The organism is Streptomyces sp. BRA346 (genome assembly GCF_052851135.1).
The window spans coordinates 23,879-48,430 of record NZ_JAIWIH010000047.1 but is presented as its reverse complement, the minus strand read 5'-3'; the positions used below and the strand labels follow the sequence as shown (position 1 = coordinate 48,430).

Sequence of the window (24,552 nt, the reverse complement as noted above, 5' to 3'; positions counted from 1 at the left end):
TGACCTTGATCACCAAGGCCAAGAATCAGACGAAGATCCGCAAATGGGTCAGTATTGACACGCCGTCAAAGGGTCAGACTTCGACCGACGCCGAGACCGAGCTGTATCTCCTATATTGCTCCTATTCGAAATACAGCCGCTTGATTGGTGCGGCTTCGTGTCGCACCCGCTTGGTTGTCACGGATAATCTGTGTGGATGCCTTGTGGTGCCAGTCCCGGCGGCGGTCGGCCACCCGGGCGTGCTGCCGCGCGACCCGGGCACGGGCCTTGGCTCGGTTCTTCGATCCCCGGGCCTTCCGGCTGAGGTCCTTCTGCAACCGCTTCAGCTTTTTCTCCGCGCGGCGCAGGAACTTCGGGGAGTGGATGCGGGTGCCGTCGGACAGGACGGCGAAGGTGGACAGTCCCAAATCGATGCCGACCTCGGGATCCAGCTCGGGGAGGATATCCGGTGCGGTGTCCACCACGAAGCTCATGAAGTACCGGCCCGCACAGTCCTTGGTGACGGTCAGGGAAGTGGGCGCGGCCGGCAGCGGCCTGGACCAGGTGACCTTGATGTCGCCGACCTTGGCCACGTACACCGTGCCATCCTCCCGAAGGGAGAAGGCGTTGGTGTTCAGGCGGATGGACTGCCGGGCGTCCTTCTTCGACTTGTACCGGGGCGGGGCGACCTTGCGGCCTTTGCGCTGACCCTTGAGGGAGTCGAAGAAGTTCTTGTAGGCGGTATCCAGGTCGCGCAGAGACTGCTGGAGCACGACCGCCGACACCTCGGCCAGCCAAGCGCGCCAGGGGGTGCGCTTGGCCTGGGTGATGCGGCGCCGGGACAGTTCGGCCGACGTCACATACGGCCGCCCCGCCGCGTGTGCTTCCTCCCGGTCGCGCAGGCAGTCGTTCCACACCACCCGCGCACACCCAAAAGCGCGCGCCAGCGCGCGGCGCTGCGGGGTGTCCGGGTATACCCGGTAGTTGTAGCGGAGCTGCACGAGCGCGACCATATTGCGGTCTCATGGATGGCGTGGACGAATGTCGCTGTGACGGGCATGTGGTTTCGGCGATGCACGTTCAGTTGGTCTCTGTGACCAAGTATCGGCATGGAGATGTCCACGATGAGATGCTGACACGCTGCGAAGAGATCATGTGGAACGTGTGCCAGGACTTCGAGGCGGACCTGAAGGAGTTCAACGGCGAACGCGATCATGTACACCTGCTGGTGCACTACCCGCCGAAGATCGCCGTCTCCAAACTGGTCAACAGCCTCAAGGGCGCCTCTGCCCGCTACCTGCGACGCGAGTACTCCGAAGCCATGAACCACGCCACCACGCACGGACACCTGTGATCGCCGTCCCACTTCTCCGCCTCCTGCGGAGAAGCACCACTCGCGATCAGTACCGCGGAGCGTTACGGGACCGCTGGAGCTTGGCGCTCCGGCGGTCCCGCGCGTTCCAGCAGGCCTTGTGCCAGTGGCGGCGGTCGTCCACGCCCATGTGCTGCTGCCAGGCCACCACATGGGGCACCCCGGGAGGGATCTCCTGGTCGCAGCCGGGGCAGCGGTAGTGCTTGCCGGAGCCCCCGCCGCCCACCAGCCGCACCACCCACTCCTCCCCCTGCCAGGACTCGGTGCGCTCCAGCCCGTAACGGTCCGTGCCGACGCGGTCGACGGGCTTCTCGCCACCTCGGGAGCGGTTTCGGCGTGGAGACACGGGGCACCTCGACAGGGCTGGGAGCTACTGACTGTGACCAGCGTACGCGTAACGGTCACGCACCTGGTAAGTCGTCTTCCACAGCCACCCTCAGATCATCATGAAAAATACTTGCCAGGCCGTGCCCTTGGCACGTGTCAGACGTTAATGCCAGTAGGGGATGCCCGCGTCGGCGATGGAGCCGCGACAAGGAGGCAGATGGCGATGCGTGTGGGGGCTTTCATTCTGGCCGCTCAATTTCCCGGCCAAGGACAGGAGGAGGCGCTGCACCGGGCGGTCCGCTCGGCCGAACTCGCCGAGGACGCCGGACTGGACGCGGTCTGGCTCGCCGAGCACCACTTCGTGCCGTACGGCGTCTGCCCGTCCGCCGTCACCCTCGCCGCCCTGCTGCTGGGACGTACCCGGCGCATAGGCGTCGGTACTGCGGTGAGCGTACTTCCAACGGCACACCCCGTCGCGCTGGGCGAGCAAGCGGCACTGCTCCATCTCAGCTCCGGCGGCCGGTTCACCCTCGGTGTCGGCCGCGGCGGGCCCTGGGTGGACCTGGAGGTCTTCGGCACCGGGCTGGGGGCGTACGAGCACGGCTTCCCCGAGGCGCTCGACCTGCTGCTGCGCTGGCTGCGGGAGCCCCGGGTGGGGGCGGACGGCGAGCGGTTCGCCTTCCGCGAGGTCCCCGTCGTACCGCGCCCGGACGACCCGGGCACGACCGGCACCCCGCCCGTGGTCATGGCGTGCACCTCGCCCGGCAGCGTGCGGCTGGCCGCCGAGCGCGGGCTGCCCATGCTGCTCGGCATGCACTGCGGGGACGAGGAGAAGGCCGAGGCGGTCGGGCTGTGGAAGAAGTCCGCGCTGGCCGCGGGGCATTCCCCCGACGAGGTCGCGGCGGTGGCCGCGGAGCACGTCTCGGCCGGGGTGGTGCAGATCGAGGACGCGCGCCCCGCGGCGACGGAGACCCTGACCAAGGCGATGCCCGGCTGGTTACGCCAGGGCCTGGGCGCCCACGTCACGGTCGACGGCCGGGAGCGCCGCATGCGCGACCCGGTCGGCTACGCGGAGCTGCTGTGCGCCCTGCACCCGGTGGGCCCGCCCCGGCTGTGCGCCGACCGGCTGGCGGCCACCGCCGAGCGCACCGGCATCACGCGCTTCGCGCTGATGGTGGAGGGGTCGGGCGATCTGGCCGCCACGGAGCAGAACGTACGGCGTCTCGGTGGTGAAGTGCTGCCGCTCCTGCTCTGACACACCTCCCCCTGGTGGAGCGGCAGCGGACATCGCGTCAGCAGTCGCGCAGCTCGGGCGACTGGTTCAGCAGCTGGCCCCGGATCGAGGTGAAGCGGGCCAGGCGTTCGTCGGCCGACGCGTCGAGCGGGAAGACCGCCACCCGATGGCAGTTCTGGAAGGCCAGCCGCACCCCGAAGTGACGCTGGAGCGCGCCACGTATCGCGTCACTCGCCAGCGCGCGGAGCAGCTGTCCGCGGGCCTGCTCGTCCGGCGGCGGCGTCTGGTTGTCGGCGAACTCCCCGCCGTCGACCTTCAGCTGGGCCACCAGAGAGCTGATCATCTCCCATGCGTACGGTAGGGAGTTCCGGACGCAGTCGACGAATGCGGCTTCGTCGACCTCGCCTCGCTCGGCCTGTTCGAGAAGGGCCGGTGAGACGTCGAGCGACATGGGTTCTCCTCTCGCGACCCCGGATGCGGGGTCTCAGGGGTGGGATGGGCGGACGGCGACGCAGCGTACCCGTCCGGCGACCGCCCGCTTCAAAGGTATTCCGGCCCTTGTGCCCGCACCACCAGAATGGGCACACAACCAGCCATTGCTGAACGGGTCCATCGCCGGACGAATCGCGTGGAGCCTCCGTGGTCGAGTAGCGTTGCCGACCATGCGTCTCGTCATCGCCCGGTGCTCCGTGGACTACGCCGGCCGCCTCACCGCCCACCTTCCCTCGGCACCCCGCCTGATCCTCGTCAAGGCCGACGGCAGTGTGTCCATTCACGCGGACGACAGGGCCTACAAACCCCTCAACTGGATGTCTCCGCCGTGCACGCTGAAGGAAGGCGATGACAATGTGTGGACGGTCGTGAACAAAGCGGGCGAGAAGCTCATCATCACCATGGAGGACGTTCTCCATGATTCCTCGCATGAACTCGGTGTCGACCCCGGGTTGATCAAGGACGGCGTCGAGGCCCATCTTCAGGAGCTGCTCGCCGACCGTATCGAGACACTGGGCGATGGCTGGACGCTTATTCGGCGTGAATACCCCACTGCCATTGGCCCCGTGGACATTCTCTGCCGGGACGCGGACGGCACGACGGTGGCCGTCGAGATCAAGCGGCGCGGCGAGATCGACGGCGTCGAGCAGCTCACGCGCTATCTCGAACTGCTCAACCGGGATCCGCACCTGGCGCCGGTGAAGGGCGTGTTCGCGGCCCAGGAGATCAAGCCGCAGGCGCGGGTGCTCGCCACCGACCGCGGCATCGGGTGCGCCGTCCTGGACTACGACGCGCTGCGCGGCATCGAGGACGACAAGCTCCGCCTCTTCTGAGCCCGGACCCACCCCTTCCGGCCACCCGGGCCCCGCGCCCCCCGGCCGGTTTCCGGTGCCCGCCCCCGCGCCCTCCGGGCGCTGCCCGCGCTGTCCTCCGCCGGACGGGCTGGAATCCAGCCCGTCCAGGTGGCACCTCCCAGCGGTAGCTGGGGGAGTTTGAGGACCGGGTCCGGGGCGGAGCCCCGGTATCGGGAAGGGCGGGGTGGGGATTGCCTATGCCGTCGCGGCCGTCGATGGCGGGGTGGACGCACCGTTGCTCGGGAGCGGGCCCCCGGCGGTGTTCGACGCGGTGTTCGTGGGGGACGTGGGCGCCGTCGTCGGGGGGTGCGTCGGGGGCGTCGTGGGGGACGTGGGCCGGGGCGTCGGCGTGTTCGTCGGCTCGTGCGTGGGCTCGTCCGTCGTCGGCGGCGACGACGGCGCCGTCGGGCTCTGCGGCTGCGACGGGCCACCGCTCGTCGACGGATCGGTCGGCCCCGCCGACCCGCTCGGGGACCCGCTGCTCGTCCCGCTGCTCGTCGGCCCCGACGACGGCGACGACAACGGCACGTTGCTCAGCCCCGGCCGGGGCGTTCCCTGGCCGGGGGTGTCCGACGGCTCGTCGGCCGTCAGGTCCTTGTCGTCGTCCTGCTGCGAGGCCGACTCCCGCGGCTTGACGCGGTCGGGCGCGTTCTTGCCGTCATCGTCGCCGAGGGCGCCGAGGGTCACCACGGTGCCGAGGACGGCCACCAGCAGCGCCCCCGCCCCCGCGGCGGCCAGATTGCGCCGGGCCCCGGTCAGCGCGAGCCCTCGCAGGACCTTCGGACCGCGCCTGGCGGGGGGCGGCGGCGTCGGCAGCGCCGCCGTGGCGGCCACCGGGGTCACCGGGGGCGCCGGGGGTATCTTCGTCGTCTCGGCCACCACCGGGGTGATGGTCGTGGTCGCGTTCTCCCCCGGAACCGGGGTCGGCTCCGGCTCCGGTTCCGGCTCCTCCGTATGCGGCCGTACGACGCCCGGCCCGAACGCGTTGGCCATCGCCGCGCCCTTACGGTCGCTCACCAGCGCCAGCGCCCGGCGGCCCGCCACCGTGCCGCGCTTGTCGGCGAGGGCGCCGCGCAGCCCGATGGACGCCTCCAGCTCGGCGCGGGCCCGGTCGAGGTTGCCGGTGCACAGGGCGAGGACGCCCAGCTCGTGGTGGAAGTACGCCTCGTCGGCGACCTGTCCGGCCAGCCGCGCCGCCTCCTGGCCGTGCCGGACGGCGCGTTCCCAGGCGCCCCAGTCCAGCGCCGCGGCAAAGGCGGGGGCGGCGGCCCGGGCCAGATCCACGGCGGCGTCGGCGTGACCGGCTTCCCGGTCGGCGACCAGGGCGGCCATCGCGGCGAGGATCGCGTCCGCCTCGACGGCGACGCGCTCGGGCGCCACCGAGGGGTGACCGGCCCACCAGGTGTAGTGCTGGGCCACGGTGCGCACCCGCCCGGCGGACTCGGCCGCGTCGCCCGCGTACCCGTCCGCCGCGAGCTGGGCCGCGACCCCGGCCGCCAGCCGGTAGTGCGGCCCCACGGTGGTGACGAGGCCGTGGGCGAGCAGTTCGCCGAGGGCGGCGTCTGCGTGCGGGTGGTCCTCGGTGAGGGCGGGCAGATGCGCCTGGTGCGGGCATTCGCCGCCGAGCGCGACCGCGAACCGCAGGGCGTCGCGGGCCGCCTCGCCGAGCGCCGCGGTGAGCAGCGTGGCCGGGGCCGCGGCCGAGGTGAGCGACGGCAGCGGCATCGCGTCCCGCGGCTCCTCGTCGGCCCCCGTCCCACCCTCAGCGGCATCGCGCTGCCGCAGCAGCGCGCCCGCCTGGACGAACCGCAGCGGCAGCCCCTCCGACTCGAACCACAGGTCCGCCGCCCAGCTCGCCTCGTCCTCCTCCAGCGGGCGCCGCAGGGCCCGTTCCAGCAGCTCCAGACCGGCGGTGCGGCTCAGCCCGGAGAGGAAGACCTCTTCGAGGTGCGCATCGGCGGACGGGGCCGCGACGTCCGGCGTGGCGGAGATCAGGAAGGCGCATTCGGGCGTCGCGTCGAGGAACTCGTCGAGCGCGGTGCCGCCGAACTCGATGTCGTCCAGGACGACGACCGCGCCGATCTCCTGCACCGCCTCCATCAGTTCGGCCCGCTCGGGCCGGTACAGCGGGGCGCGGTAGACGGCGGCGTAGAGGTCGTACAGCAGATCGGTGGGGCTGCGGTGGTAGCCGGAGAGCCGTACGACGCCGTCGGGCGCCAGGCGTTCGCAGTCCGCGGCGACGGCCTCCAGCAGCACGCTGCGCCCGGCGCCGGAGGGCCCGGTGACCCGTACGGAACGGCCGCGGGCCAGCAGCCGCGCCAGCCGCTCGCGCTCCTCGTCCCGCTCCAGCATCGGCAGGTCGGGCACCACCGTGCCGGACGGCCGGGGCGGGGCCGCGGCCCGGCGCAGCTCGGCGCGCTGGTCGGGGGTGTGCCGCTCGGGCCGGGCGCGCCGCTCACCGGGCGGGCAGGGCTCTATCTCGCTGCCGTCGACCGGGTTGACGGTCAGCAAGTGGTCGCCGGCGACGATGCGTACGGTACGGACGGGCGCGGGCTCCGCGGTGCCCTCGGCCGCTCCCGAACCGCCCCGCACGGGCAGGGCGCCCCGGACGGGCAGCGCGGGCCCGGCGGGCGAGCCGGAACGGGCCGCGGGCACGGCAGGGGCGTCCGTCACGTCCGCGTCCCGCGGCGGCTGCGGCGCGGCGGCGGCGTCCGCGGAACGCGGGCTCGGATCGTCGTGGCCGTGCTCGTGCGCTGCGCGGTGGTGCTGCTCCATGGCCCTGTGCCCCCCAGATGCGTGGCGCGCCGTGAGTGCCGGATGATGTCCGGCGAGTGCCGGACAAGACCTCGTCACAGTATCCACCGGCCCCGGAACGGCCCGCGCCACCCCGGGGATTCGGACCCCCGGAACGGCCCGGACCACCCGGGGAGTCAGACGCGCGGCAGCGTCTCCGCCTCGAGCCCGCCCTCGATCGCCAGGATGCGGTGCAGTCGGGTGGCCACCAGCAGCCGCTGCATCTGGGGCGGCACCCCGCGCAGGACGAGCCGCCGACCCACCCGGCCCGCCCTCCGGTGCGCCCCCATGATCACGCCGAGCCCGGTGGCATCCCAGGAGTCCAGCTCGGTCAGGTCGAGTACGAGATCCCCTCCGCCGGAGTCAACGGCGGAATGCAGGGCCGTACGGGCGTCCGCCGCGCTTCGGACGTCCAGTCGGCCCCCGACGACCAGCTCGGCGTGGTCGCCCCTGATGTGCATATGCGCTCCCCTGGGTGGTGCGTCGTCGTGTCGTCAATGCGCCATTTCTCTCTACAGAACTGACTGCCCCTCACCCGAGGAAGTTGCCGTCTGTAAGCGAACCGATACCGAATTCACCCGGGAGGGTGAGTTACGGGCCTGGCGCCGCACCAGGGCCCTCAGTAGCGGTAAAAGCCCCCACCGCTCTTGCGGCCGATGTCACCCGCGTCGACCATCCGGCGCATGATCTCCGGTGGCGCGAACTTCTCGTCCTGGGACTCGGTGTAAATGTTGTCGGTGGCGTGCAGCAGGATGTCCACGCCGGTGAGGTCGGCCGTCGCGAGGGGTCCCATCGCGTGGCCGAAGCCCAGCTTGCAGGCGATGTCGATGTCCTCGGCCGTGGCGACCCCGGACTCGTAGAGCTTGGCGGCCTCGACCACGAGTGCCGAGATCAGACGCGTGGTGACGAAGCCCGCGACATCACGATTGACGACAATACAGGTCTTGCCCACGCCCTCCGCGAACTCCCGTGCCCTGGCCAGCGTTTCGTCGCTCGTCTTGTAACCGCGCACGAGTTCGCACAGCTGCATCATCGGGACGGGCGAGAAGAAGTGGGTGCCCACGACCCGCTCCGGGCGCTCCGTGGCGGAGGCGATCTTGGTGATCGGGATGGCGGAGGTGTTGGACGCGAGGATGGTGTCGTCCTTGACCAGTCCGTCGAGGGTACGGAAAATCTCCCGCTTGACGTCGATCCGCTCGAAGACGGCCTCGACCACGACATCCGCGTCGGCGGCGGCGTCGAGGTCGGTCGTGGTGGTGATGCGGGCCAGCGCCTGCTCGGCCTCCGCGGCGTCCAGCTTGCCCTTGGAGACGAACTTCTCGTACGAGGCGCGGATGCCGTCGGTGCCGCGCCGCAACGCCTCATCGGTCACATCGCGCAGCACGACGTCCCAGCCCGCCTGGGCGGAGACCTGCGCGATCCCGGACCCCATGAGTCCGGCTCCGATGACCGCGAGCTTCTTGGCCACGACACACACCCTTTCGTCGACATTCGGTGTGCGTGGACCTTAACGCCCGTTCACCCCTTGGGGCAGCCCCTAGTAAGGCGCGTCACGGTGTGTTCTTCGCCGCATAGTTGAGGACCGTATCGCTGAGGAGCGACTCCATGACGTCGACTTTCCGGAGGGCGTCCTCGGCGACCTCGTCCACGCCACCGCCCTCCGCGAGACCGCGCATGATGCAGCGCTGAACGGCGTTCTGAAGGCCGACCAGCTGGTGGGCGACGAACTCGGGGGTCGGGTCCTCCGGGGCCGCGGCCGTCTCCTCGCGCAGCGTGACACCGAGCCGGTTGACCGCCTTGCCCTGGATGGTGAACAGCCGGGCCATCAGGGTGGGCGACTCCGTCATGACCTGGCGGAACCGGTCATAGCCCTCGGTCAGCCCGACGTACGCGTGCCGCTCCCGGATGTCCCGGCGCAGCTGCTCGACGATCGCCCGCGCCGCCGACTGCCCGGCCGCGCGCTCCCGTACGAGCCGGGAGGGGCGGTCGACGACCTCCTCCTCGCGGTCGACGAAGAGGTCCTCCTTGGTCGGGAAGTAGTTGTAGACCGTGTTGACGGAGACCTCGGCCGCCTCGGCGATCTCCGCGATCGTGACCGCCTCGAAGCCGCGCTCCATGAACAGCCCGGTCGCGACATCCGAGATGTGCTGCCTGGTCTGCCGCTTCTTCCGCTCCCTGAGCCCTTCCGCCATGCCCCTCATCCTAGCTTCGCTGGATCCGCTTAATCTTTGGAGTCATTGCAAAAATTAAGTGACCCTGCTTTTCTGGTGGGCATGCCAGTCATCACCACGAGCGGGCTCGCCCGCACCTTCCGGACCAAACGCGGCCCCGTCGAGGCCGTCCGCGGCATCGACCTCACCGTCGAGGCCGGGGAGATCCTGGGCTTCCTGGGCCCCAACGGGGCGGGCAAGACCACCACGCTCCGCATGCTCACCACGCTGCTCCCGCCCACCGGCGGCACCGCCACCGTCGCGGGCCACGACCTCGCCGCCGACCCGGCCGGGGTGCGCCGCCGCATCGGGTACGTCGCCCAGTCCGGCGGGACCGACCCCACCGTCTCCGTACGGGAGGAACTGGTCACCCAGGGCCGCCTCTACCGGCTCCCCAAGCACGACGCGCTCGCCCGCGCCGACGAACTGGCCCGCGAACTGGACCTGACCGAGCTGCTGGACCGCCCGTGCGGCGCCCTCTCCGGCGGGCAGCGGCGACGGCTGGACATCGCGCTGGGCCTCGTCCACCGGCCCGAGATCCTGTTCCTGGACGAGCCGACGACGGGGCTGGACCCGGCCGGGCGCGCCGATCTGTGGGAGCTGATCCGCCGGCTGCGCGCCGAGCACGGCACGACCGTCTTCCTGACCACCCACTACCTCGACGAGGCCGACGCGCTCGCCGACCGGCTCGTGATCGTCGACCAGGGCCGGATCGCCGCCGAGGGCACGGCGGAGCGGCTCAAGACCGAGTACGGCGGCTCGCCGGACGCCACGCTCCAGGACACCTTCATCGCCATCACCGGGCGCCGCACCGCGCCGCGCGACCCCGCCCCGCTCACGGTCTGACCCCGGAAGGAGCCCCCATGCCCCACGTCATCGCCGACACGGCCCTGATCTTCCGCCGCCACCTCCGCCAGACCCTGCGCTCCAAACCCGCCATGGTCTTCGGCCTCGTCCAGCCGCTGCTGTTCCTGGTCTTCTTCGGCCCGCTGCTCACCGGCATACCGCTGGGCGGCGAGGGCGACTCCTGGCAGACCATCGTCCCCGGCATCCTCATCCAGCTCGGCATGTTCAGCGCCTCGTTCGCCGGGATCGGCATCATCTTCGAAAAGCGCATGGGCGTCATCGAACGCATGCGGGTCACCCCGGTCAGCCGACTCGCCCTGCTCATGGGCCGGGTGCTCAAGGACGTCGTCCAGCTCCTGCTCCAGTCCGTGGTCGTCGTCCTCGTCGCCGTCGCCATGGGGCTGCGCGCGCCCGTGCCGGGCATCCTGATCGGCTTCGCCTTCGTCGCCGCGCTCACCGTCTCGCTGGCCTCGCTCTCGTACGCGCTGGCCATGCGCGTGGAGTCACCGCAGGGGTTCGCCCCCGTCATCAACTCCGTCACCATGCCCGCGATGCTGCTCTCCGGCATCCTGCTGCCGATGTCGCTCGGCCCGCGCTGGCTCGACATCACCTCGCACTTCGTGCCGTTCCGCTACCTCGTGGACGGCGTACGGGCCGCCTTCGCCGGGGACTACGGGGACGGCAAGATCGGCCTCGCCTGCCTGGTCGCCACCGGGCTCGCCGCCGTCGCCGTCACGCTCGGCACGCGCCTGTTCCGGCAGGCCGGTGCGTAGGGGCTGCGCGTAGGCTCGGACCCATGGTCAATCTCACCCGCATCTACACGCGCACCGGGGACAAGGGCACCACCTCCCTCGGCGACATGAGCCGCACCGACAAGACCGACCTGCGGATCGCCGCGTACGCCGACGCGAACGAGGCGAACGCGGCGATCGGCGTGGCCATCGCGCTGGGCGCGCTGCCGGCCGAGATCACCGACGTCCTGGTCCGGGTCCAGAACGACCTGTTCGACGTGGGCGCCGACCTGTCCACGCCGGTGGTCGAGAACCCCGAGCATCCGCCGCTGCGGGTCGAGCAGGGCTACATCGACAAGCTGGAGGCGGACTGCGACCGCTTCCTGGAGGACCTGGAGAAGCTGCGCAGCTTCATCCTCCCCGGCGGCACCCCGGGCGCGGCCCTGCTGCACCAGGCGTGCACGGTCGTACGGCGCGCCGAGCGCGCCACGTGGGCGGCCTTCGCCGAGCACGGCGACTCCATGAACCCGCTCACCGCGACCTACCTCAACCGCCTGTCCGACCTGCTCTTCATCCTGGCCCGCTCGGCCAACAAGGAGGTCGGCGACGTGCTGTGGGTGCCCGGCGAAAACCGCTGACGCGGGGCCTCCGCATACGGGGCCGGGCCCCCTGGCTGCCCTCACCGTCGAAAGCCGCTGCCGCGGGGGCTTCCCCACCCCGTCCCTTCCCACAGCATCCGATATGCGGCTCCGCCGCGTGGCGGGGCCGCCCCCGGGCCCCAGCCGCCCTCCGGAGCCCCGGGGGGCCGCCGCACACGGACACGGGCGGCGCAGCGCCAGCAGCGGCCCAAGAGCGCGGCCGGGGGCGGCGGGGGCGCAACCCCCAGGTTGACCAGGGGCACAACCCCAACCGCAGCCCGGCGGCGGAGCCCCAACCAGAGCCCGGGGGCTCAGCCCCAACCAGGGGCCGGGGGCGAAACCCCGACCGGGGTCCGGGTACGGGCCCTGAGCCCGGGGTCCGGGAGTGTCCCCCGGTTCGGGAAGGGGCGGGGTGGGGGCTACCGCGCGGCGGGCTCGGAGCGTTCCCGCTTGGGCCAGAGCGTGTAGCTCAGCGCGATGACGACGTTGATGCCGATGACGAACAGCATCTTCCCCTGCCACTCGCGCAGCGAGCCGGTGTCGCCGTCGTCGCCGACGTACCAGATGGCTCCCTGGAGCAGGGCCATCGCGATGAGCGCCGCCAGCATCCAGCGGGCGGCGGTCTTCCATTCGTGCACCGCACGCGCCATGCCGTACCTCGGCGGCTTCACCGGCGGTGGCCCGCCGAAGAAGCGGTGGGCCACCCGGGCGTCGACCCACTTGATCGTCTGATGGCCCAGGGCGACCGAGAAGCCGATGTAGGCCGCGGCGATCCCGTGCCTCATGTCCGGCTCGGCGCCGTTCTTGAGGTCGATCGCGGTCGCCACGAACAGGACCAGCTCCAGCACCGGTTCGCACAGCAGCACGGCCACGCCCGCGCGCGGCATCTTCGCCACGTACCGCAGCGCGAGCCCCACGGCCAGCAGCACCCAGAAGCCGACCTCACAGGCGATGATCAGCGCGACGATCACGGTTCGCTCCTCTCGGTTTCTCCTTCCTCACCGTTCCGTGCGATCCGGGCGCCCGCCTCGTCGCGGGCGACGAAACCCGGCTGCATCCTTCGATGTACGCCCCGCACCGGAAGGACCGCCCCGGAGGGGAGGCCCGCACCCCGCGCGGCGTGCTGTGATGGGGGCATGCCGTCCCGTTCCTCCCGCCTGCCGCGCCCCCACCGCGACGACGTGCTGATCGGCCTGGCCGGGGTGGTCGGCGGGACGCTGCTGTGGACGCTGGGGCTGCACAACAACCCGCCGTTCTTCGGTACGCCCCAGTGGCTGGGGCTGGTCGCCCTGGGCGTCATCTCGGGGGCGGAGCTGCTGCGGCGTACGGCGCCGGTCACGGGGCTCGGCATCGGGACCGCCGCCGTGGCCATGGACCTGTGCAGCGGCGGGCTCGCCGCGACGCTGCTGATGTACACGGACCTGATCTACGCGGGCGTCATGTACGGCACCCCCGCCACCGCCCGCCGCCTCCCCCGGCTGTGCGTGCTGGTCACGGCGGTGGCGACGGCGGTGCCGCTGGCGATCGTGCGCGAGCCCTGGGCGCTGCTGGTCGGCATGCTCGTCGCGGTGTTCACCATCAGCCCGGCCTGGACCGGCGTGCTGGTCCGCACCCACCGCGAGGAGGCCGCGGCCGCCCGGCTGGAGGCCGAACGCGTCGCCCTGCTGGCCGAGCTGGACCGCCGGGAGGCGGTGACCGCCGAGCGGGCGCGGATGGCGCGCGAGCTGCACGACATGGTGGCCAACCACCTCTCCGCGATCGCCATCCACTCCACCGCCGCCCAGTCCCTCAAGGACCCGGCCGCGACGGAGGAGGCGCTCGGGGTCATCCGGGAGAACAGCGTGCGCGGGCTCGCCGAGATGCGGCGGCTGATCGGCCTGCTGCGCGACGCGCGCGACGAGGAGCAGCTGTCCGCCGCGCCCACCCTCGGTGCGCTGGACTCCCTGCTGGAGCAGGCCAGGAGCAGCAGCGGGCCCGGCGGGCAGGACTTCGTCCTGTACGACGAGCGCCCGGCGGGCTCGACCCCGCTGCCCGCACCCGTCGAACTCGCCGCGTACCGCATCGTCCAGGAGTCCCTGACCAACGCCCTCAAGCATGCCGGGCCCGGCCAGGTGGACGTGACGCTCACGCACCCCACGGGCGGTACGGACGGCGCGCTGGAGGTCAGCGTGACCAGCCCGTACGGCGGCGACCGCCCCACCCCGCCGGTGCCCGGGTCAGGGACCGGGCTGATCGGGATGCGGGAGCGCGTCACGCTGCTCGGCGGCACCCTCGACGCGGGCCCCGTCCCCGGTCCCTCCGGCACGGTGTGGCGGGTCCGGGCCGCCCTGCCGCTGGGTGACGGGGCCTGACAGCCATGACCGACACAGCCCCCACAGGAGCCGCGGTGCACCAACGACAGTCCACGCCGGAGACGACGCCCGCGCCCATCCGGGTGCTCGTCGCCGAGGACCAGGCGGCGGTGCGCTCCGGACTCGTGCTCATCCTGCGGTCGGCGCCCGGCATCGAGGTGGTCGGCGAGGCCGTCGACGGCGAACAGGCCGTGGCGCTGGCCCGGGCGCTGCGGCCCGACGTGGTGCTGATGGATGTCCAGATGCCCCGGCTCGACGGGGTCTCCGCGACCCGGCAGGTGGTCGCCGAGGGGCTGGCCGACGTGCTGGTGCTGACCACCTTCGACCTGGACGAGTACGTCTTCGGGGCGCTGCGCGCCGGGGCGGCCGGATTTCTACTCAAGGACAGCGACGCGGCGCGGCTGGTCGAGGCGGTGCGCACGGTCGCGCGCGGCGAGGGGCTGATCGCGCCCGCGGTGACCCGCCGGCTGATCGCGGAGTTCGCCCGTTCGGGGTCCGCGACGACGGCCGATCCGTCGGTGCTCGCCGTCCTCACGCCGCGCGAGCGGGAGGTGCTGGGCTGTCTGGGCCAGGGGATGTCGAACGCCCAGATCGCGACGCACCTGACGATGGCGGAGGCGACGGTGAAGACCCATGTCAGCCGGTTGCTCGGCAAGCTGGAGCTGCGCAGCCGGGTCCAGGCGGCCGTCCTGGCACAGGAGTTGGGCGTGTAGGAGCGCAGATATAAAAAAGGCGCCGCTATGCGACGTTGACGCGCTGGCCGGGCGGGGCGGCCTCCAGCCAGGCCAGGAAGCCGGTGAGGGCGTCGTCGCTCATCGCCAGCTCCAGCCGCGTACCGCTGTGGCGGCAGGCCAGGATCACCGCGTCGGAGAGCAGCGCCAGCTCTTCCTCGCCCTTGGGGGTTCGCCGCTCCAGTACCTCGATCGAGGCGCGCTCCAGGGTCCGGCGGGGGCGGAACGCATACGAGAAGACCCGGAACCACTCGATCCGGTCACCGTCGTAGCGGGCGATCCCGTACACCCACCCCTTGCCGCTGGGCTCGGCCTCGGGTCCGGGCGCGCCCCAGCGCATGGAACAGTCGAAGGTGCCGCCGGACCGCTGGATCAGCCGCCGCCGCAGTCCGAAGACGAAGAGTCCCGCCACCACCAGCGCGACGACCACGCCGCTCACGAGCAGAGCGAGGACCATCTTCACCGACCTCCTCGCCTCATCCGGAAAAACCGCACCTGCATCGCCTCAGCCGCGGACCGCTGAAGAGGAACTCCAGCGAGGTCCGCGGCTGAGGCTTGACGACCGTAACGTGACAGGCTCAGTGCACTCCCGCCACCGCACGCAGCCGGACGTCGGCGCGCCGCTCGGCGGCGGCGTCCGCCTCCGACTTGGCACGCTCCAGCGCCCGCTCCGCGCGCTTGACATCGATCTCGTCGGACAGCTCCGCGACCTCGGCCAGCAGCGAGAGCTTGTCATCCGAGAACGAGATGAACCCGCCGTGCACCGCGGCGACGACCGTCCCGCCGTCGCTCGTACGGATGGTCACCGGGCCGGACTCCAGCACACCGAGCAGCGGCTGGTGGCCGGGCATGACGCCGATGTCACCCGATGTGGTGCGCGCGATGACCAAGGTGGCCGTGCCGGACCAGACACTACGGTCCGCCGCGACCATCTCGACGTGCAGCTCAGCAGCCAACGTGGCTCCTCGGGTCTGAAACCTGCCGGGAACGACAGGGCTTTCGTCAAAGAATAACGGGCGTGTGGAGAGGGGCGGGACCGGGCCCACCCCTCTCCTTAAGCTACGGAGCTCAGGAGACGCCCAGCTCCTTGGCCTTGGCCTTCAGGTCGTCCAGGCCACCGCACATGAAGAACGCCTGCTCCGGGAAGTGGTCGTACTCACCGTCGGCGATCGCGTTGAACGCGGCGATCGACTCGTCCAGCGGCACGTCCGATCCGTCGAGGCCGGTGAACTGCTTCGCCGCGTGGGTGTTCTGCGACAGGAAGCGCTCGATGCGGCGGGCGCGGAAGACGGTGAGCTTGTCCTCCTCGCCGAGCTCGTCGATGCCCAGGATGTTGATGATGTCCTGGAGGTCCTTGTACTTCTGGAGGATCGACTTCACGCGCGAGGCGCAGTCGTAGTGGTCCTGCGAGATGTACCGCGGGTCCAGGATCCGGGACGTCGAGTCCAGCGGGTCCACCGCCGGGTAGATGCCCTTCTCCGAGATCGGCCGGGAGAGCACCGTGGTCGCGTCGAGGTGCGCGAAGGTGGTCGCCGGGGCCGGGTCGGTGAGGTCGTCCGCGGGAACGTAGATCGCCTGCATCGAGGTGATCGAGTGACCGCGGGTCGAGGTGATGCGCTCCTGGAGGATGCCCATCTCGTCGGCCAGGTTCGGCTGGTAGCCCACCGCGGAGGGCATGCGGCCGAGCAGGGTCGAGACCTCGGAACCGGCCTGGGTGAAGCGGAAGATGTTGTCGATGAAGAACAGCACGTCCTGCTTCTGCACATCGCGGAAGTACTCCGCCATGGTCAGACCGGCCAGGGCGACGCGCAGACGGGTGCCCGGGGGCTCGTCCATCTGGCCGAAGACCAGCGCGGTCTGCGGGAGCACGCCGGACTCGGCCATCTCCTCGATCAGGTCGTTGCCCTCACGGGTGCGCTCGCCGACACCGGCGAACACGGAAACGCCCTCGTGCAGCTTGGCCACACGCATGATCATTTCCTGGATGAGGACGGTCTTGCCGACGCCCGCGCCGCCGAACAGACCGATCTTGCCGCCCTTGACGTACGGGGTCAGCAGGTCGACGACCTTCAGGCCGGTCTCGAACATCTCGGTCTTGGACTCGAGCTGGTCGAACGCCGGGGCCTTGCGGTGGATGGACCAGCGCTCGGTGACCTCGGACTCGGCCTCGGGCTCGTTCAGGATCTCGCCGAGGGTGTTGAACACCCGGCCCTTGGTGACGTCGCCGACGGGCACGGTGATACCGGCGCCGGTGTCGGTCACCGGGGCCTGGCGGACCAGGCCGTCGGTGGGCTGCATGGAGATGGAGCGCACCAGGCCCTCGCCGAGGTGCTGCGCGACCTCGAGGGTCAGGGTCTTCTTCGCCCCGGCCTCGGACGGGTCGGCGACCTCGACGGTCAGCGCGTTGTAGATGTCCGGCATCGCGTCGACGGGGAACTCCACGTCGACGACCGGGCCGATGACCCGCGCGACGCGGCCCGTCGCCGTGGCCGTCTCAACAGTGGTGGTCATAGTTGTCAGTCACTCCCCGCAGAGGCGTCGGCCAGAGCGCTCGCGCCACCGACGATCTCGCTGATTTCCTGGGTGATGTCGGCCTGGCGGGCCGCGTTGGCAAGCCGCGTGAGCGACTTGATGAGCTCATCGGCATTGTCGGTCGCCGACTTCATCGCCCGCCGGGTGGCCGCGTGCTTGGAGGCGGCGGCCTGGAGCAGGGCGTTGTAGATACGAGCCTCGACGTACCGCGGCAGCAGGGCGTCGAGGACGTCCTCGGCCGACGGCTCGAACTCGAAGAGCGGGAGGATCTCGCCCTTCTTCTCCTGCTCCTCCGCCTTCTCCTCGAGGCTGAGCGGCAGCAGCCGGTCCTGGACCGGGGTCTGCGTCAGCATCGAGACGAACTCGGTGAACACGATGTGCAGCTCGTCCACGCCGCCGTCGGCCGTCTCCTGGAGCACGGCCTCGATCAGCGGTCCGGCGATCTTCTTGGCGTCGGCGTAGGTCGGGTTGTCGGTGAAGCCCGTCCACGACTCCGTGACCTTGCGCTCACGGAAGGTGTAGTAGGCGACGCCCTTGCGGCCGACGATGTAGGTGTCGACCTCCTTGCCCTCGCCGGTGAGCCGCTCGGTGAGCTGCTCGGCCGCCTTGATGACGTTGGAGGAGTAGCCGCCCGCGAGCCCGCGGTCGCTCGTGATGAGCAGCACCGCGGCGCGGGTCGGGTTCTTGGCCTCCGTGGTCAGCGCGTGCTGGGTGGTGGAGCCCTTGGCGACCGCGCCGACCGCACGGGTCAGCTCGGTGGCGTACGGAGTCGACGCGGCCACCTGGCGCTGCGCCTTCACGACGCGCGAGGCGGCGATCATCTCCATCGCCTTGGTGATCTTCTTGGTCGCGGAGACGGACTTGATCCGCCTCTTGTAGACCTTGACCTGGGCACCCATACTCAGCCCTCGCCCAGCAGCTTGCCGTCCGAGGTCTCGAACTGCTTCTTGAAGCTGTCGACGGCCTCGCCCAGCGCCGCGATCGTGTCGTCGGACATCTTGCCGCCCTCGACGATGCTGGTCAGCAGCCCCTTGTGCTCACGGTGGAGGTAGTCCAGCAGCTCACGCTCGAAGCGGCGGACGTCCTCGACCGGCACGTCGTCCATCTTGCCGTTGGTGCCGGCCCAGATGGAGACGATCTCGTCCTCGGTGGAGAACGGGGCGTACTGGCCCTGCTTCAGCAGCTCGACCATGCGCGCACCGCGCTCCAGCGACGCCTTCGAGGCCGCGTCCAGGTCGGAACCGAAGGCGGCGAACGCCTCCAGCTCGCGGTACTGGGCGAGGTCCACGCGGAGTCGGCCGGAGACCTGGCGCATCGCCTTGTGCTGCGCGGAACCACCGACTCGGGAGACCGAGATACCGACGTTGAGGGCCGGCCGCTGGTTGGCGTTGAACAGGTCGGACTCGAGGAAGCACTGACCGTCGGTGATGGAGATGACGTTGGTCGGAATGAACGCCGACACGTCGTTCGCCTTGGTCTCGACGATCGGCAGACCGGTCATCGAGCCGGAGCCCATCTCGTCGGAGAGCTTGGCGCAGCGCTCCAGCAGCCGGGAGTGCAGGTAGAAGACGTCACCCGGGTAGGCCTCACGGCCCGGCGGGCGGCGCAGCAGCAGCGACACGGCGCGGTAGGCGTCGGCCTGCTTGGACAGGTCGTCGAAGACGATCAGGACGTGCTTGCCCTCGTACATCCAGTGCTGGCCGATGGCCGAGCCGGTGTAGGGGGCGAGGTACTTGAAGCCCGCCGGGTCGGACGCCGGGGCGGCGACGATCGTCGTGTACTCCAGCGCACCGGCCTCCTCCAGCGCGCCGCGCACGGACGCGATGGTGGAGCCCTTCTGGCCGACGGCGACGTAGATGCAGCGGACCTGCTTCTTCGGGTCGCCGGAGCGCCAGTTGTCACGCTGGTTGATGATCGTGTCGACGCACAGCGCGGTCTTGCCGGTCTGCCGGTCGCCGATGACCAGCTGACGCTGGCCGCGGCCGATCGGGGTCATGGCGTCGACGGCCTTGTAGCCGGTCTCCATCGGCTCGTGCACCGACTTGCGCTGCATGACCGTGGGGGCCTGAAGCTCGAGGGCGCGGCGGCCCTCGGTCTCGATCTCGCCGAGGCCGTCGATCGGGTTGCCCAGCGGGTCGACGACACGGCCGAGGTAACCCTCGCCGACAGCCACCGAGAGAACCTCGCCGGTGCGGTGCACCTGCTGGCCCTCCTCGATGCCGCTGAACTCGCCGAGGACCACGGCACCGATCTCGCGCTCCTCGAGGTTGAGGGCGAGGCCGAGGGTGCCGTCCTCGAACTTCAGCAGTTCGTTCGCCATGGCCGAGGGAAGACCCTCGACCCTCGCGATGCCGTCGCCGGCAACGCTGACCGTACCGACCTCCTCGCGCGAGGCCGCGTCCGGCTTGTACGCCTGGACAAAGTTCTCCAGCGCGTCCCGGATCTCCTCCGGCCGGATCGTGAGCTCCGCCATCTGGGTTCCCTGCTCTCCTTGTTGGGCCCGAAGTAAGTGACTACGGCCCAACTCGGGCCGCTTACATGCTTGTTGAGTTGGTGGCTTACGTCAGCCGGCCATCCGTCGGCTCGCCTCTGCGAGGCGGTCCGCGATGGTCCCGTTGACGACCTCGTCGCCGATGCGTACCACGACCCCGCCGAGGACCTCCGGGTCCACGTCGAGGTTGAGGTGCACCTGGTGTCCGTACAGCGAGGCGAGGGCGGCGCCGAGGCGCTCCTTCTGCCGGTCGCTGAGCGGCACCGCGGAGGTGACGACCGCGACCATCCGGTCCCGGCGCGCCGCGGCGAGCTTCGACAGCTCGTCGAGACCCGCCTCCAGGCTACGTCCGCGCGGCTGGGTCACAAGACGCACGACGAGCCGCTCGGTCACCCGGTCGGCCCGGCCGCCCAGCAGCTCGCGGACCAGCCCGGCCTTGGCCGTGCCGTTCGCGCGCCGGTCGGCCAGCGCCGACCGCAGCTCGGACGAGGAGGAGATGATCCGGCCGAACCGGAACAGCTCGTCCTCCACGTTGTCCAGGGTGCCGACCCGCTGGGCCGCCACCAGGTCGGCGCTGCTCGCCAGCTCCTCGACCGCGTCCGCGAGATCGCGCGAGCGCGACCAGCGGGAGCGGACCATGCCGGAGACCAGGTCGACGGCCTCGCCGCCGACCTGCCCGCTCAGCAGGCGCTGGGCCAGCTCGGCCTTGGCCTCGCCGGGCTGCGCCGGGTCGGTGAGGACCCGGCGCAACGAGACCTCACGGTCGAGCAGCGCGGTGACGGCGGCCAGCTCGTCGGCGAGCTTCGCCGCGTCGACGGACGTGTTGTCCGTCAGCGCGTCGAAGCGCTCGCGCGCGGCAGCCAGTGCCTCCCTGCTCGCTCCGTTCATCGTCCGGCCTCGGCCTTCGAGCCGTCGGCCGCCTTGGCCTCGAGGTCGTCGAGGAAGCGGTCGATGGTGCGGCTCTGCCGGGCGACGTCCTCGAGGGACTCGCCGACGATCTTGCCGGCCAGGTCGGTGGCGAGCTTGCCCACGTCCTGGCGCAGCGCCGTACCGGCCTGCTTGCGCTCGGCCTCGATCTGGGCGTGACCGGCCGCGATGATCTCCTCGCGCTGCCGCTGCCCCTCCGCACGCATCTCCGCGATGAGCGCGGCGCCCTGCTCCTGCGCCTCCTGGCGCAGTCGCGCGGCCTCGTGGCGGGCGTCCGCCAGCTGGGCGCGGTAGTCCTCGAGGACCTGCTGGGCCTCGGCCTGAGTTGCCTCGGCCTTCTCCATTCCGCCCTCGATCGCCGCGCGGCGCTCATCCAGAACACGGTTGATGTTCGGGAGCAGCTTCTTGGCGAAGAAGATGAAAACGATGGCGAAGGCGATCAGGCCGATGACAAGCTCTGGGAGCGGCGGGAGAAGCGGGTTCTGCGCTTCCTCCTCCGCAAGGTTGACCAGGGCGTTCACATCATTGCCTTTCGTCGGATAGGGCTGGGCGTACGCCGTGGCGTCAGCTGGTCGGGTAGACGAACGGCATGACCAGACCGATCAGGGCCAGCGCCTCACAGAGCACGAAGCCGAGGATCTGGTTGGCCCGGATCAGACCGGCAGCCTCGGGCTGACGGGCCAGGGCCTGGGTGCCGTTACCGAAGATGATGCCGACGCCGACGCCGGGGCCGATCGCGGCGAGACCGTAACCGATCGAACCGAGGTTGCCCTGGATGTTGGACTCGGCGAGGGTCTGGAGAGCGGACATGCCGTTTCTTCCTTCTCTTTCACGGACCGGTGGGGATTGGCCACCGGACGCCCTTTAGGACGGGAGCTGACGGGGTGCTCAGTGGTGCTCGGCGAGAGCGCCCTGAATGTAGTTGCAGGCCAGCAGGACGAAGACGTATGCCTGAAGGGCCTGGATGAAAAGTTCGAAAGCGGTCAGCAGGATGACCATCACGAACGAGACGCTCGCGTAGGCGATCCCGATGCCGTTCAGCAGGTACCAGCTGGCGATCGTGAAGATCAGCAGCAGGACGTGGCCCGCGAACATGTTGGCAAACAGCCGGACGGCGTGGGTGAAGGGCCGGATGACCAGATTGGAGAGCAGCTCCAGCGCCATGACCACCGGCAGAACCCCGCCGAGCGACTTGTCGTAACCGGCGATGTTCTTCCAGCCGCCCACGAAGCCGTGCTTCTTGAAGGCGAGGCTGACCCACAGGACGTACACGATCGCCGCGAGCCCCACCGGGAAGGCGATGATCGACGTCACCGGGAACTGTGCCAGCGGGATCACGGACCAGAGGTTCATGATCCAGATGAAGAAGAACAGGGAGACCATGAGGGGGACGTACTTGTCGCCCTCCTTCTTCCCCAGGGCCTCGTAGACGACGCCGCGGCGCACGAAGTCGTAGCCCGCCTCACCGACCATCTGGAGCTTGCCGGGGACGACCTTGGCCCTCCCGAAGGCGGCCCAGAAGAACACCACCACGACGACGGTGCCCAGCAGGGCCAGCAGCATCGGCTTGTTGATCTCGATGCCGCCGATCGTGGCGATCGGCTCGAACGTGAACGAGTGAAGCCCTGGGGCCGGGAAGCCGCACCCGTCGAAGATGTGGCAATCGGTCTCGAAGGCGAGCGTCTGGTCAGGACTCACCGCGAGCTCCTTCAGCGTGGCGCATGGGTACGGCAACCTCGATGTGTCGGCGCGGCGCATGGCCACGGAACGGCACTGGACTGGTTCTTACGAATGTGGGGGCGGCTTGTGCACACAAGGCCGATGGGCTCACGGGCAGCAGCTGCATGGGCCACCGATTCCGCCCCGTGGAATCCGGGGGTTCAGCCGCCTGCGCCCGCTGTGCCTCAGATGAAACCGGACGATAGCAGGTGAGCGCAGGCGCCTTTATACCGGCCCTACAGATCACGATGCGGACCCGGCTGGGGAGGTCTCCTTCCCCCTCGCCGGCTTCCGTTCGTCCTCGGCTTCCGGCTGCACGTAGAGAATCTTGGCCTTCATATGCGCCCGGGTCTGCGCCGCGATCCACGTCAGTGTCGCAGCAAGCAGGGAGAACGCGAACGCCCGGGTGTTGAAGAGAGTGGTGTCCTTGAAGACGGCCAGCAGCACCGCGATGAGCAGGAACTGCACCATGTAGAGGGCGAGGCCCATCATCTGGAACAGCTGCGGGAGATACTTCGCGGTGCGCTCGAGGACGATCAGGTCGATCGTCATGACCGCGACTACGAGGAGCGACCCGAAGGCGGCTCCGATCGCGCCCTTTCCGCCGGCGAGCACAGAACTGGAGGCAACGGCGACCACCCCGACCACGGCGGTGGGCACGGCGCAACTGAGCAGCGTTCTGGCGTCGTTGGACTGCATGAAGGGTTTCTCCGGCAAGAGTCGGAAGCAACGATTCGTCGTGGACGAGCGTATCCCCGGGGAAGGGAAGAACCTCACGGCGAAGGACCGTCGCACTACGGTCCTTGGGCTCTAGCACCGGGTTTAGTGAACGGTATCACAAACTATTTGATGAGGTCTTTACCCGCCGGATGTGCTGCACGTCACACATGTGAGTTACAGCGCGTGTATGGACTTGACGCGCTGTGTCGCTGCTACTGGGGCGTTCCGATCTTCCTGCGGTGGGGGAAACGCGACCGGTCGCCGATCGCGGTGGCGCCGTTGAGACCGGTCGGCAGCGGTTCCGGGGCGGGCTTTTCCGGCTGCTCGGACGCCTGAGCCACCTGCGCGACCTCCGTGGACTGCACCGGCTCGACCGCCTGGGCCGTCGCGACCCGGCGCCGGTAGCGGGGCGGTACGAACGCCTCCGCCCACTGCGGCACGCGCGGGGTGAACCGCGGCAGCAGCAACAGCACCAGACCCACCGCGCTCAGCACCACGATCGCGAGCACGAACCACACACCGGCCGAGTTCACCGAGTACGCGACCGCCCCGAAGGCGATCAGCGCCGACCAGAAGTACATGATCAGCACGGCCCGGCTGTGCGAGTGGCCGATCTCCAGCAGCCGGTGGTGCAGATGGCCGCGGTCCGCCGCGAACGGCGACTGGCCCCGCCAGGTGCGCCGGACGATGGCGAGCACCAGGTCCGCGAAGGGCACCGCGATGACGGTGAGCGGCAGCAGCAGCGGGATGTAGACCGGCACGGTGGCGTGCACCGCCGCCGTCTCGGATCCGGCGAACAGCTTCATCGCGTCCGGGTCCACCTGGCCCGTGATGGAGATGGCGCCCGCGGCGAGCACCAGCCCGATGAGCATCGAGCCCGAGTCGCCCATGAAGATCCGCGCGGGGTGGGCGTTGTGCGGCAGGAAGCCCAGGCACATGCCCATGAGGACGGCGGCGAACAGGGTGGCGGGGGCGGCGGCCTCCAGTCCGTAGCCGAACCAGATGCGGTACGCGTACATGAAGAACGCGGCGGCGGCGATGCACACCATGCCGGACGCCAAACCGTCCAGCCCGTCAACGAAGTTGACCGCGTTGATGGTGATGACGACCAGAGCCACCGTCAGCAGGGTGCCCTGCCAGGGCGTCAGGGAGACCGGTCCCACACCGGGCACCGGCAGCCACAGGATGGTCAGGCCCTGGAGCACCATCACACCGGCGGCGATCATCTGGCCGCCCAGCTTGATGAGCGCGTCCACGCCCCACTTGTCGTCCAGCACGCCGAGCAGCCAGATGAGCCCGGCGCCGGAGAGCAGCGCGCGCGGCTCGTTGGACGTTTCGAAGACGTCCTTGAGGTTGGTGAGGTGAGCGGCCACCAGCAACCCCGCGCAGAGGCCACCGAACATGGCGATGCCTCCGAGCCGCGGAGTGGGCTCACGGTGCACATCGCGGGCCCGGATCTCCGGCATCGCACCAGCGGCGATGGCGAACTTCCGCACCGGCCCGGTGAGCAGATACGTCACCGCGGCCACGATGCACAGAGTCAGCAGGTATTCACGCACCTATTCCCCAGACGTCGCGAGGCAGATCAGGGCCACACCCTAGGAG

Annotated in this window: 25 protein-coding genes and 2 pseudogenes; 8 read left to right on the top strand and 19 right to left on the bottom strand. The window is 70.3% G+C overall.

From position 1 onward, the window contains the following. Window positions 1-167 precede the first annotated feature (167 nt). Window positions 168-980 (bottom strand): annotated as a pseudogene (locus LCH29_RS38280) (RNA-guided endonuclease InsQ/TnpB family protein); the annotation flags it as partial. Between the two features lie 23 nt (window positions 981-1,003). Here LCH29_RS38280 and tnpA point away from each other — a divergent pair. Beyond that, window positions 1,004-1,330: pseudogene (tnpA, locus tag LCH29_RS38275) on the top strand (IS200/IS605 family transposase); the annotation flags it as partial. Between the two features lie 49 nt (window positions 1,331-1,379). Here tnpA and LCH29_RS38270 read toward each other — a convergent pair. After that, window positions 1,380-1,697 (bottom strand): ATP/GTP-binding protein, encoded by a 318-nt coding sequence (locus LCH29_RS38270; RefSeq protein WP_446466287.1) that lies wholly within the window; start codon window positions 1,695-1,697, stop codon window positions 1,380-1,382. Between the two features lie 204 nt (window positions 1,698-1,901). Between LCH29_RS38270 and LCH29_RS38265 the strand changes: the two genes are divergently transcribed. Beyond that, the gene (locus LCH29_RS38265) at window positions 1,902-2,933 is read left to right on the top strand and encodes an LLM class flavin-dependent oxidoreductase (RefSeq protein WP_446466289.1); all 1,032 of its coding nucleotides are present in this window, start codon (window positions 1,902-1,904) and stop codon (window positions 2,931-2,933) included. A gap of 37 nt (window positions 2,934-2,970) precedes the next feature. Here LCH29_RS38265 and LCH29_RS38260 read toward each other — a convergent pair whose 3' ends face one another. After that, window positions 2,971-3,363, bottom strand: a complete 393-nt coding sequence (locus LCH29_RS38260; RefSeq protein ID WP_446466286.1) for an SCO5389 family protein — start codon at window positions 3,361-3,363, stop codon at window positions 2,971-2,973. A 211-nt stretch (window positions 3,364-3,574) separates the two neighbouring features. Between LCH29_RS38260 and nucS the strand changes: the two genes are divergently transcribed. Next, a complete protein-coding gene (gene nucS, locus LCH29_RS38255; protein ID WP_039937600.1) occupies window positions 3,575-4,237 on the top strand; it encodes an endonuclease NucS in 663 nt (220 codons plus the stop codon). 216 nt (window positions 4,238-4,453) lie between these two features. Here the strand turns inward: nucS and LCH29_RS38250 are convergent, their stop codons facing one another. The 4 genes from LCH29_RS38250 to LCH29_RS38235 form a co-directional block, all read right to left on the bottom strand. Next, on the bottom strand, window positions 4,454-7,033 hold the full coding sequence (locus LCH29_RS38250) for an ATP-binding protein (RefSeq protein ID WP_446466285.1): 2,580 nt from the start codon (window positions 7,031-7,033) through the stop codon (window positions 4,454-4,456). A gap of 155 nt (window positions 7,034-7,188) precedes the next feature. Beyond that, window positions 7,189-7,512: an STAS domain-containing protein gene (locus tag LCH29_RS38245; RefSeq protein ID WP_446466284.1), complete on the bottom strand. Its 324-nt coding sequence runs from the start codon at window positions 7,510-7,512 to the stop codon at window positions 7,189-7,191. Window positions 7,513-7,670: 158 nt separating this feature from the next. Further along, window positions 7,671-8,519, bottom strand: coding sequence for a 3-hydroxyacyl-CoA dehydrogenase family protein (locus LCH29_RS38240; protein WP_446466283.1), 849 nt, complete (start codon window positions 8,517-8,519; stop codon window positions 7,671-7,673). Between the two features lie 82 nt (window positions 8,520-8,601). Further along, entirely contained in the window at window positions 8,602-9,243 is a 642-nt protein-coding gene (locus LCH29_RS38235) for a TetR/AcrR family transcriptional regulator (RefSeq protein ID WP_446466282.1), read from the bottom strand. An 81-nt stretch (window positions 9,244-9,324) separates the two neighbouring features. Here LCH29_RS38235 and LCH29_RS38230 point away from each other — a divergent pair, with 81 nt between their 5' ends. The 3 genes from LCH29_RS38230 to LCH29_RS38220 are packed head-to-tail and all read left to right on the top strand — an operon-like array spanning window position 9,325 to window position 11,476. Next, complete coding sequence (locus LCH29_RS38230) at window positions 9,325-10,107, top strand: ABC transporter ATP-binding protein (RefSeq protein ID WP_446466281.1); 783 nt, start codon at window positions 9,325-9,327, stop codon at window positions 10,105-10,107. Window positions 10,108-10,124: 17 nt separating this feature from the next. Then, complete coding sequence (locus LCH29_RS38225; RefSeq protein WP_446466280.1) at window positions 10,125-10,880, top strand: ABC transporter permease; 756 nt, start codon at window positions 10,125-10,127, stop codon at window positions 10,878-10,880. 23 nt (window positions 10,881-10,903) lie between these two features. Beyond that, on the top strand, window positions 10,904-11,476 hold the full coding sequence (locus LCH29_RS38220; protein ID WP_446466279.1) for a cob(I)yrinic acid a,c-diamide adenosyltransferase: 573 nt from the start codon (window positions 10,904-10,906) through the stop codon (window positions 11,474-11,476). 419 nt (window positions 11,477-11,895) lie between these two features. Here LCH29_RS38220 and LCH29_RS38215 read toward each other — a convergent pair whose 3' ends face one another. Next, window positions 11,896-12,447, bottom strand: a complete 552-nt coding sequence (locus LCH29_RS38215; protein ID WP_446466278.1) for a hypothetical protein — start codon at window positions 12,445-12,447, stop codon at window positions 11,896-11,898. Between the two features lie 165 nt (window positions 12,448-12,612). On the opposite strand from LCH29_RS38215, the gene LCH29_RS38210 reads away from it, so the two are divergent. Next, window positions 12,613-13,827, top strand: a complete 1,215-nt coding sequence (locus tag LCH29_RS38210) for a sensor histidine kinase (RefSeq protein WP_446466277.1) — start codon at window positions 12,613-12,615, stop codon at window positions 13,825-13,827. Window positions 13,828-13,832: 5 nt separating this feature from the next. Next, entirely contained in the window at window positions 13,833-14,540 is a 708-nt protein-coding gene (locus LCH29_RS38205; RefSeq protein ID WP_446466276.1) for a response regulator, read from the top strand. Between the two features lie 25 nt (window positions 14,541-14,565). Here LCH29_RS38205 and LCH29_RS38200 read toward each other — a convergent pair whose 3' ends face one another. The 11 genes from LCH29_RS38200 to LCH29_RS38150 form a co-directional block, all read right to left on the bottom strand. Next, window positions 14,566-15,015, bottom strand: a complete 450-nt coding sequence (locus LCH29_RS38200) for a DUF2550 domain-containing protein (protein ID WP_009715008.1) — start codon at window positions 15,013-15,015, stop codon at window positions 14,566-14,568. A 121-nt stretch (window positions 15,016-15,136) separates the two neighbouring features. Continuing rightward, window positions 15,137-15,514: a F0F1 ATP synthase subunit epsilon gene (locus tag LCH29_RS38195; RefSeq protein ID WP_009715009.1), complete on the bottom strand. Its 378-nt coding sequence runs from the start codon at window positions 15,512-15,514 to the stop codon at window positions 15,137-15,139. A gap of 112 nt (window positions 15,515-15,626) precedes the next feature. Next, on the bottom strand, window positions 15,627-17,069 hold the full coding sequence (gene atpD / locus LCH29_RS38190) for a F0F1 ATP synthase subunit beta (RefSeq protein ID WP_446466275.1): 1,443 nt from the start codon (window positions 17,067-17,069) through the stop codon (window positions 15,627-15,629). 5 nt (window positions 17,070-17,074) lie between these two features. Next, window positions 17,075-17,989 carry a F0F1 ATP synthase subunit gamma gene (locus LCH29_RS38185; RefSeq protein WP_123099791.1) on the bottom strand — a complete coding sequence of 305 codons (915 nt, stop codon included), beginning with the start codon at window positions 17,987-17,989 and terminating at the stop codon, window positions 17,075-17,077. A 2-nt stretch (window positions 17,990-17,991) separates the two neighbouring features. Continuing rightward, entirely contained in the window at window positions 17,992-19,563 is a 1,572-nt protein-coding gene (atpA, locus tag LCH29_RS38180; RefSeq protein ID WP_446466274.1) for a F0F1 ATP synthase subunit alpha, read from the bottom strand. Window positions 19,564-19,653: 90 nt separating this feature from the next. Continuing rightward, entirely contained in the window at window positions 19,654-20,469 is an 816-nt protein-coding gene (locus tag LCH29_RS38175; protein ID WP_446466273.1) for a F0F1 ATP synthase subunit delta, read from the bottom strand. Further along, a complete protein-coding gene (locus tag LCH29_RS38170) occupies window positions 20,466-21,029 on the bottom strand; it encodes a F0F1 ATP synthase subunit B (RefSeq protein ID WP_446466272.1) in 564 nt (187 codons plus the stop codon). The genes LCH29_RS38175 and LCH29_RS38170 overlap by 4 nt, the downstream gene beginning before the upstream one ends. 43 nt (window positions 21,030-21,072) lie before the next feature. Beyond that, entirely contained in the window at window positions 21,073-21,318 is a 246-nt protein-coding gene (locus tag LCH29_RS38165; RefSeq protein WP_446466271.1) for a F0F1 ATP synthase subunit C, read from the bottom strand. A 78-nt stretch (window positions 21,319-21,396) separates the two neighbouring features. After that, a complete protein-coding gene (gene atpB / locus LCH29_RS38160; protein WP_446466270.1) occupies window positions 21,397-22,206 on the bottom strand; it encodes a F0F1 ATP synthase subunit A in 810 nt (269 codons plus the stop codon). Window positions 22,207-22,470: 264 nt separating this feature from the next. Next, window positions 22,471-22,926 (bottom strand): hypothetical protein, encoded by a 456-nt coding sequence (locus tag LCH29_RS38155; protein ID WP_446466269.1) that lies wholly within the window; start codon window positions 22,924-22,926, stop codon window positions 22,471-22,473. A 233-nt stretch (window positions 22,927-23,159) separates the two neighbouring features. Further along, window positions 23,160-24,506 (bottom strand): MraY family glycosyltransferase, encoded by a 1,347-nt coding sequence (locus tag LCH29_RS38150; RefSeq protein ID WP_446466268.1) that lies wholly within the window; start codon window positions 24,504-24,506, stop codon window positions 23,160-23,162. Between the last annotated feature and the right edge of the window lie 46 nt (window positions 24,507-24,552).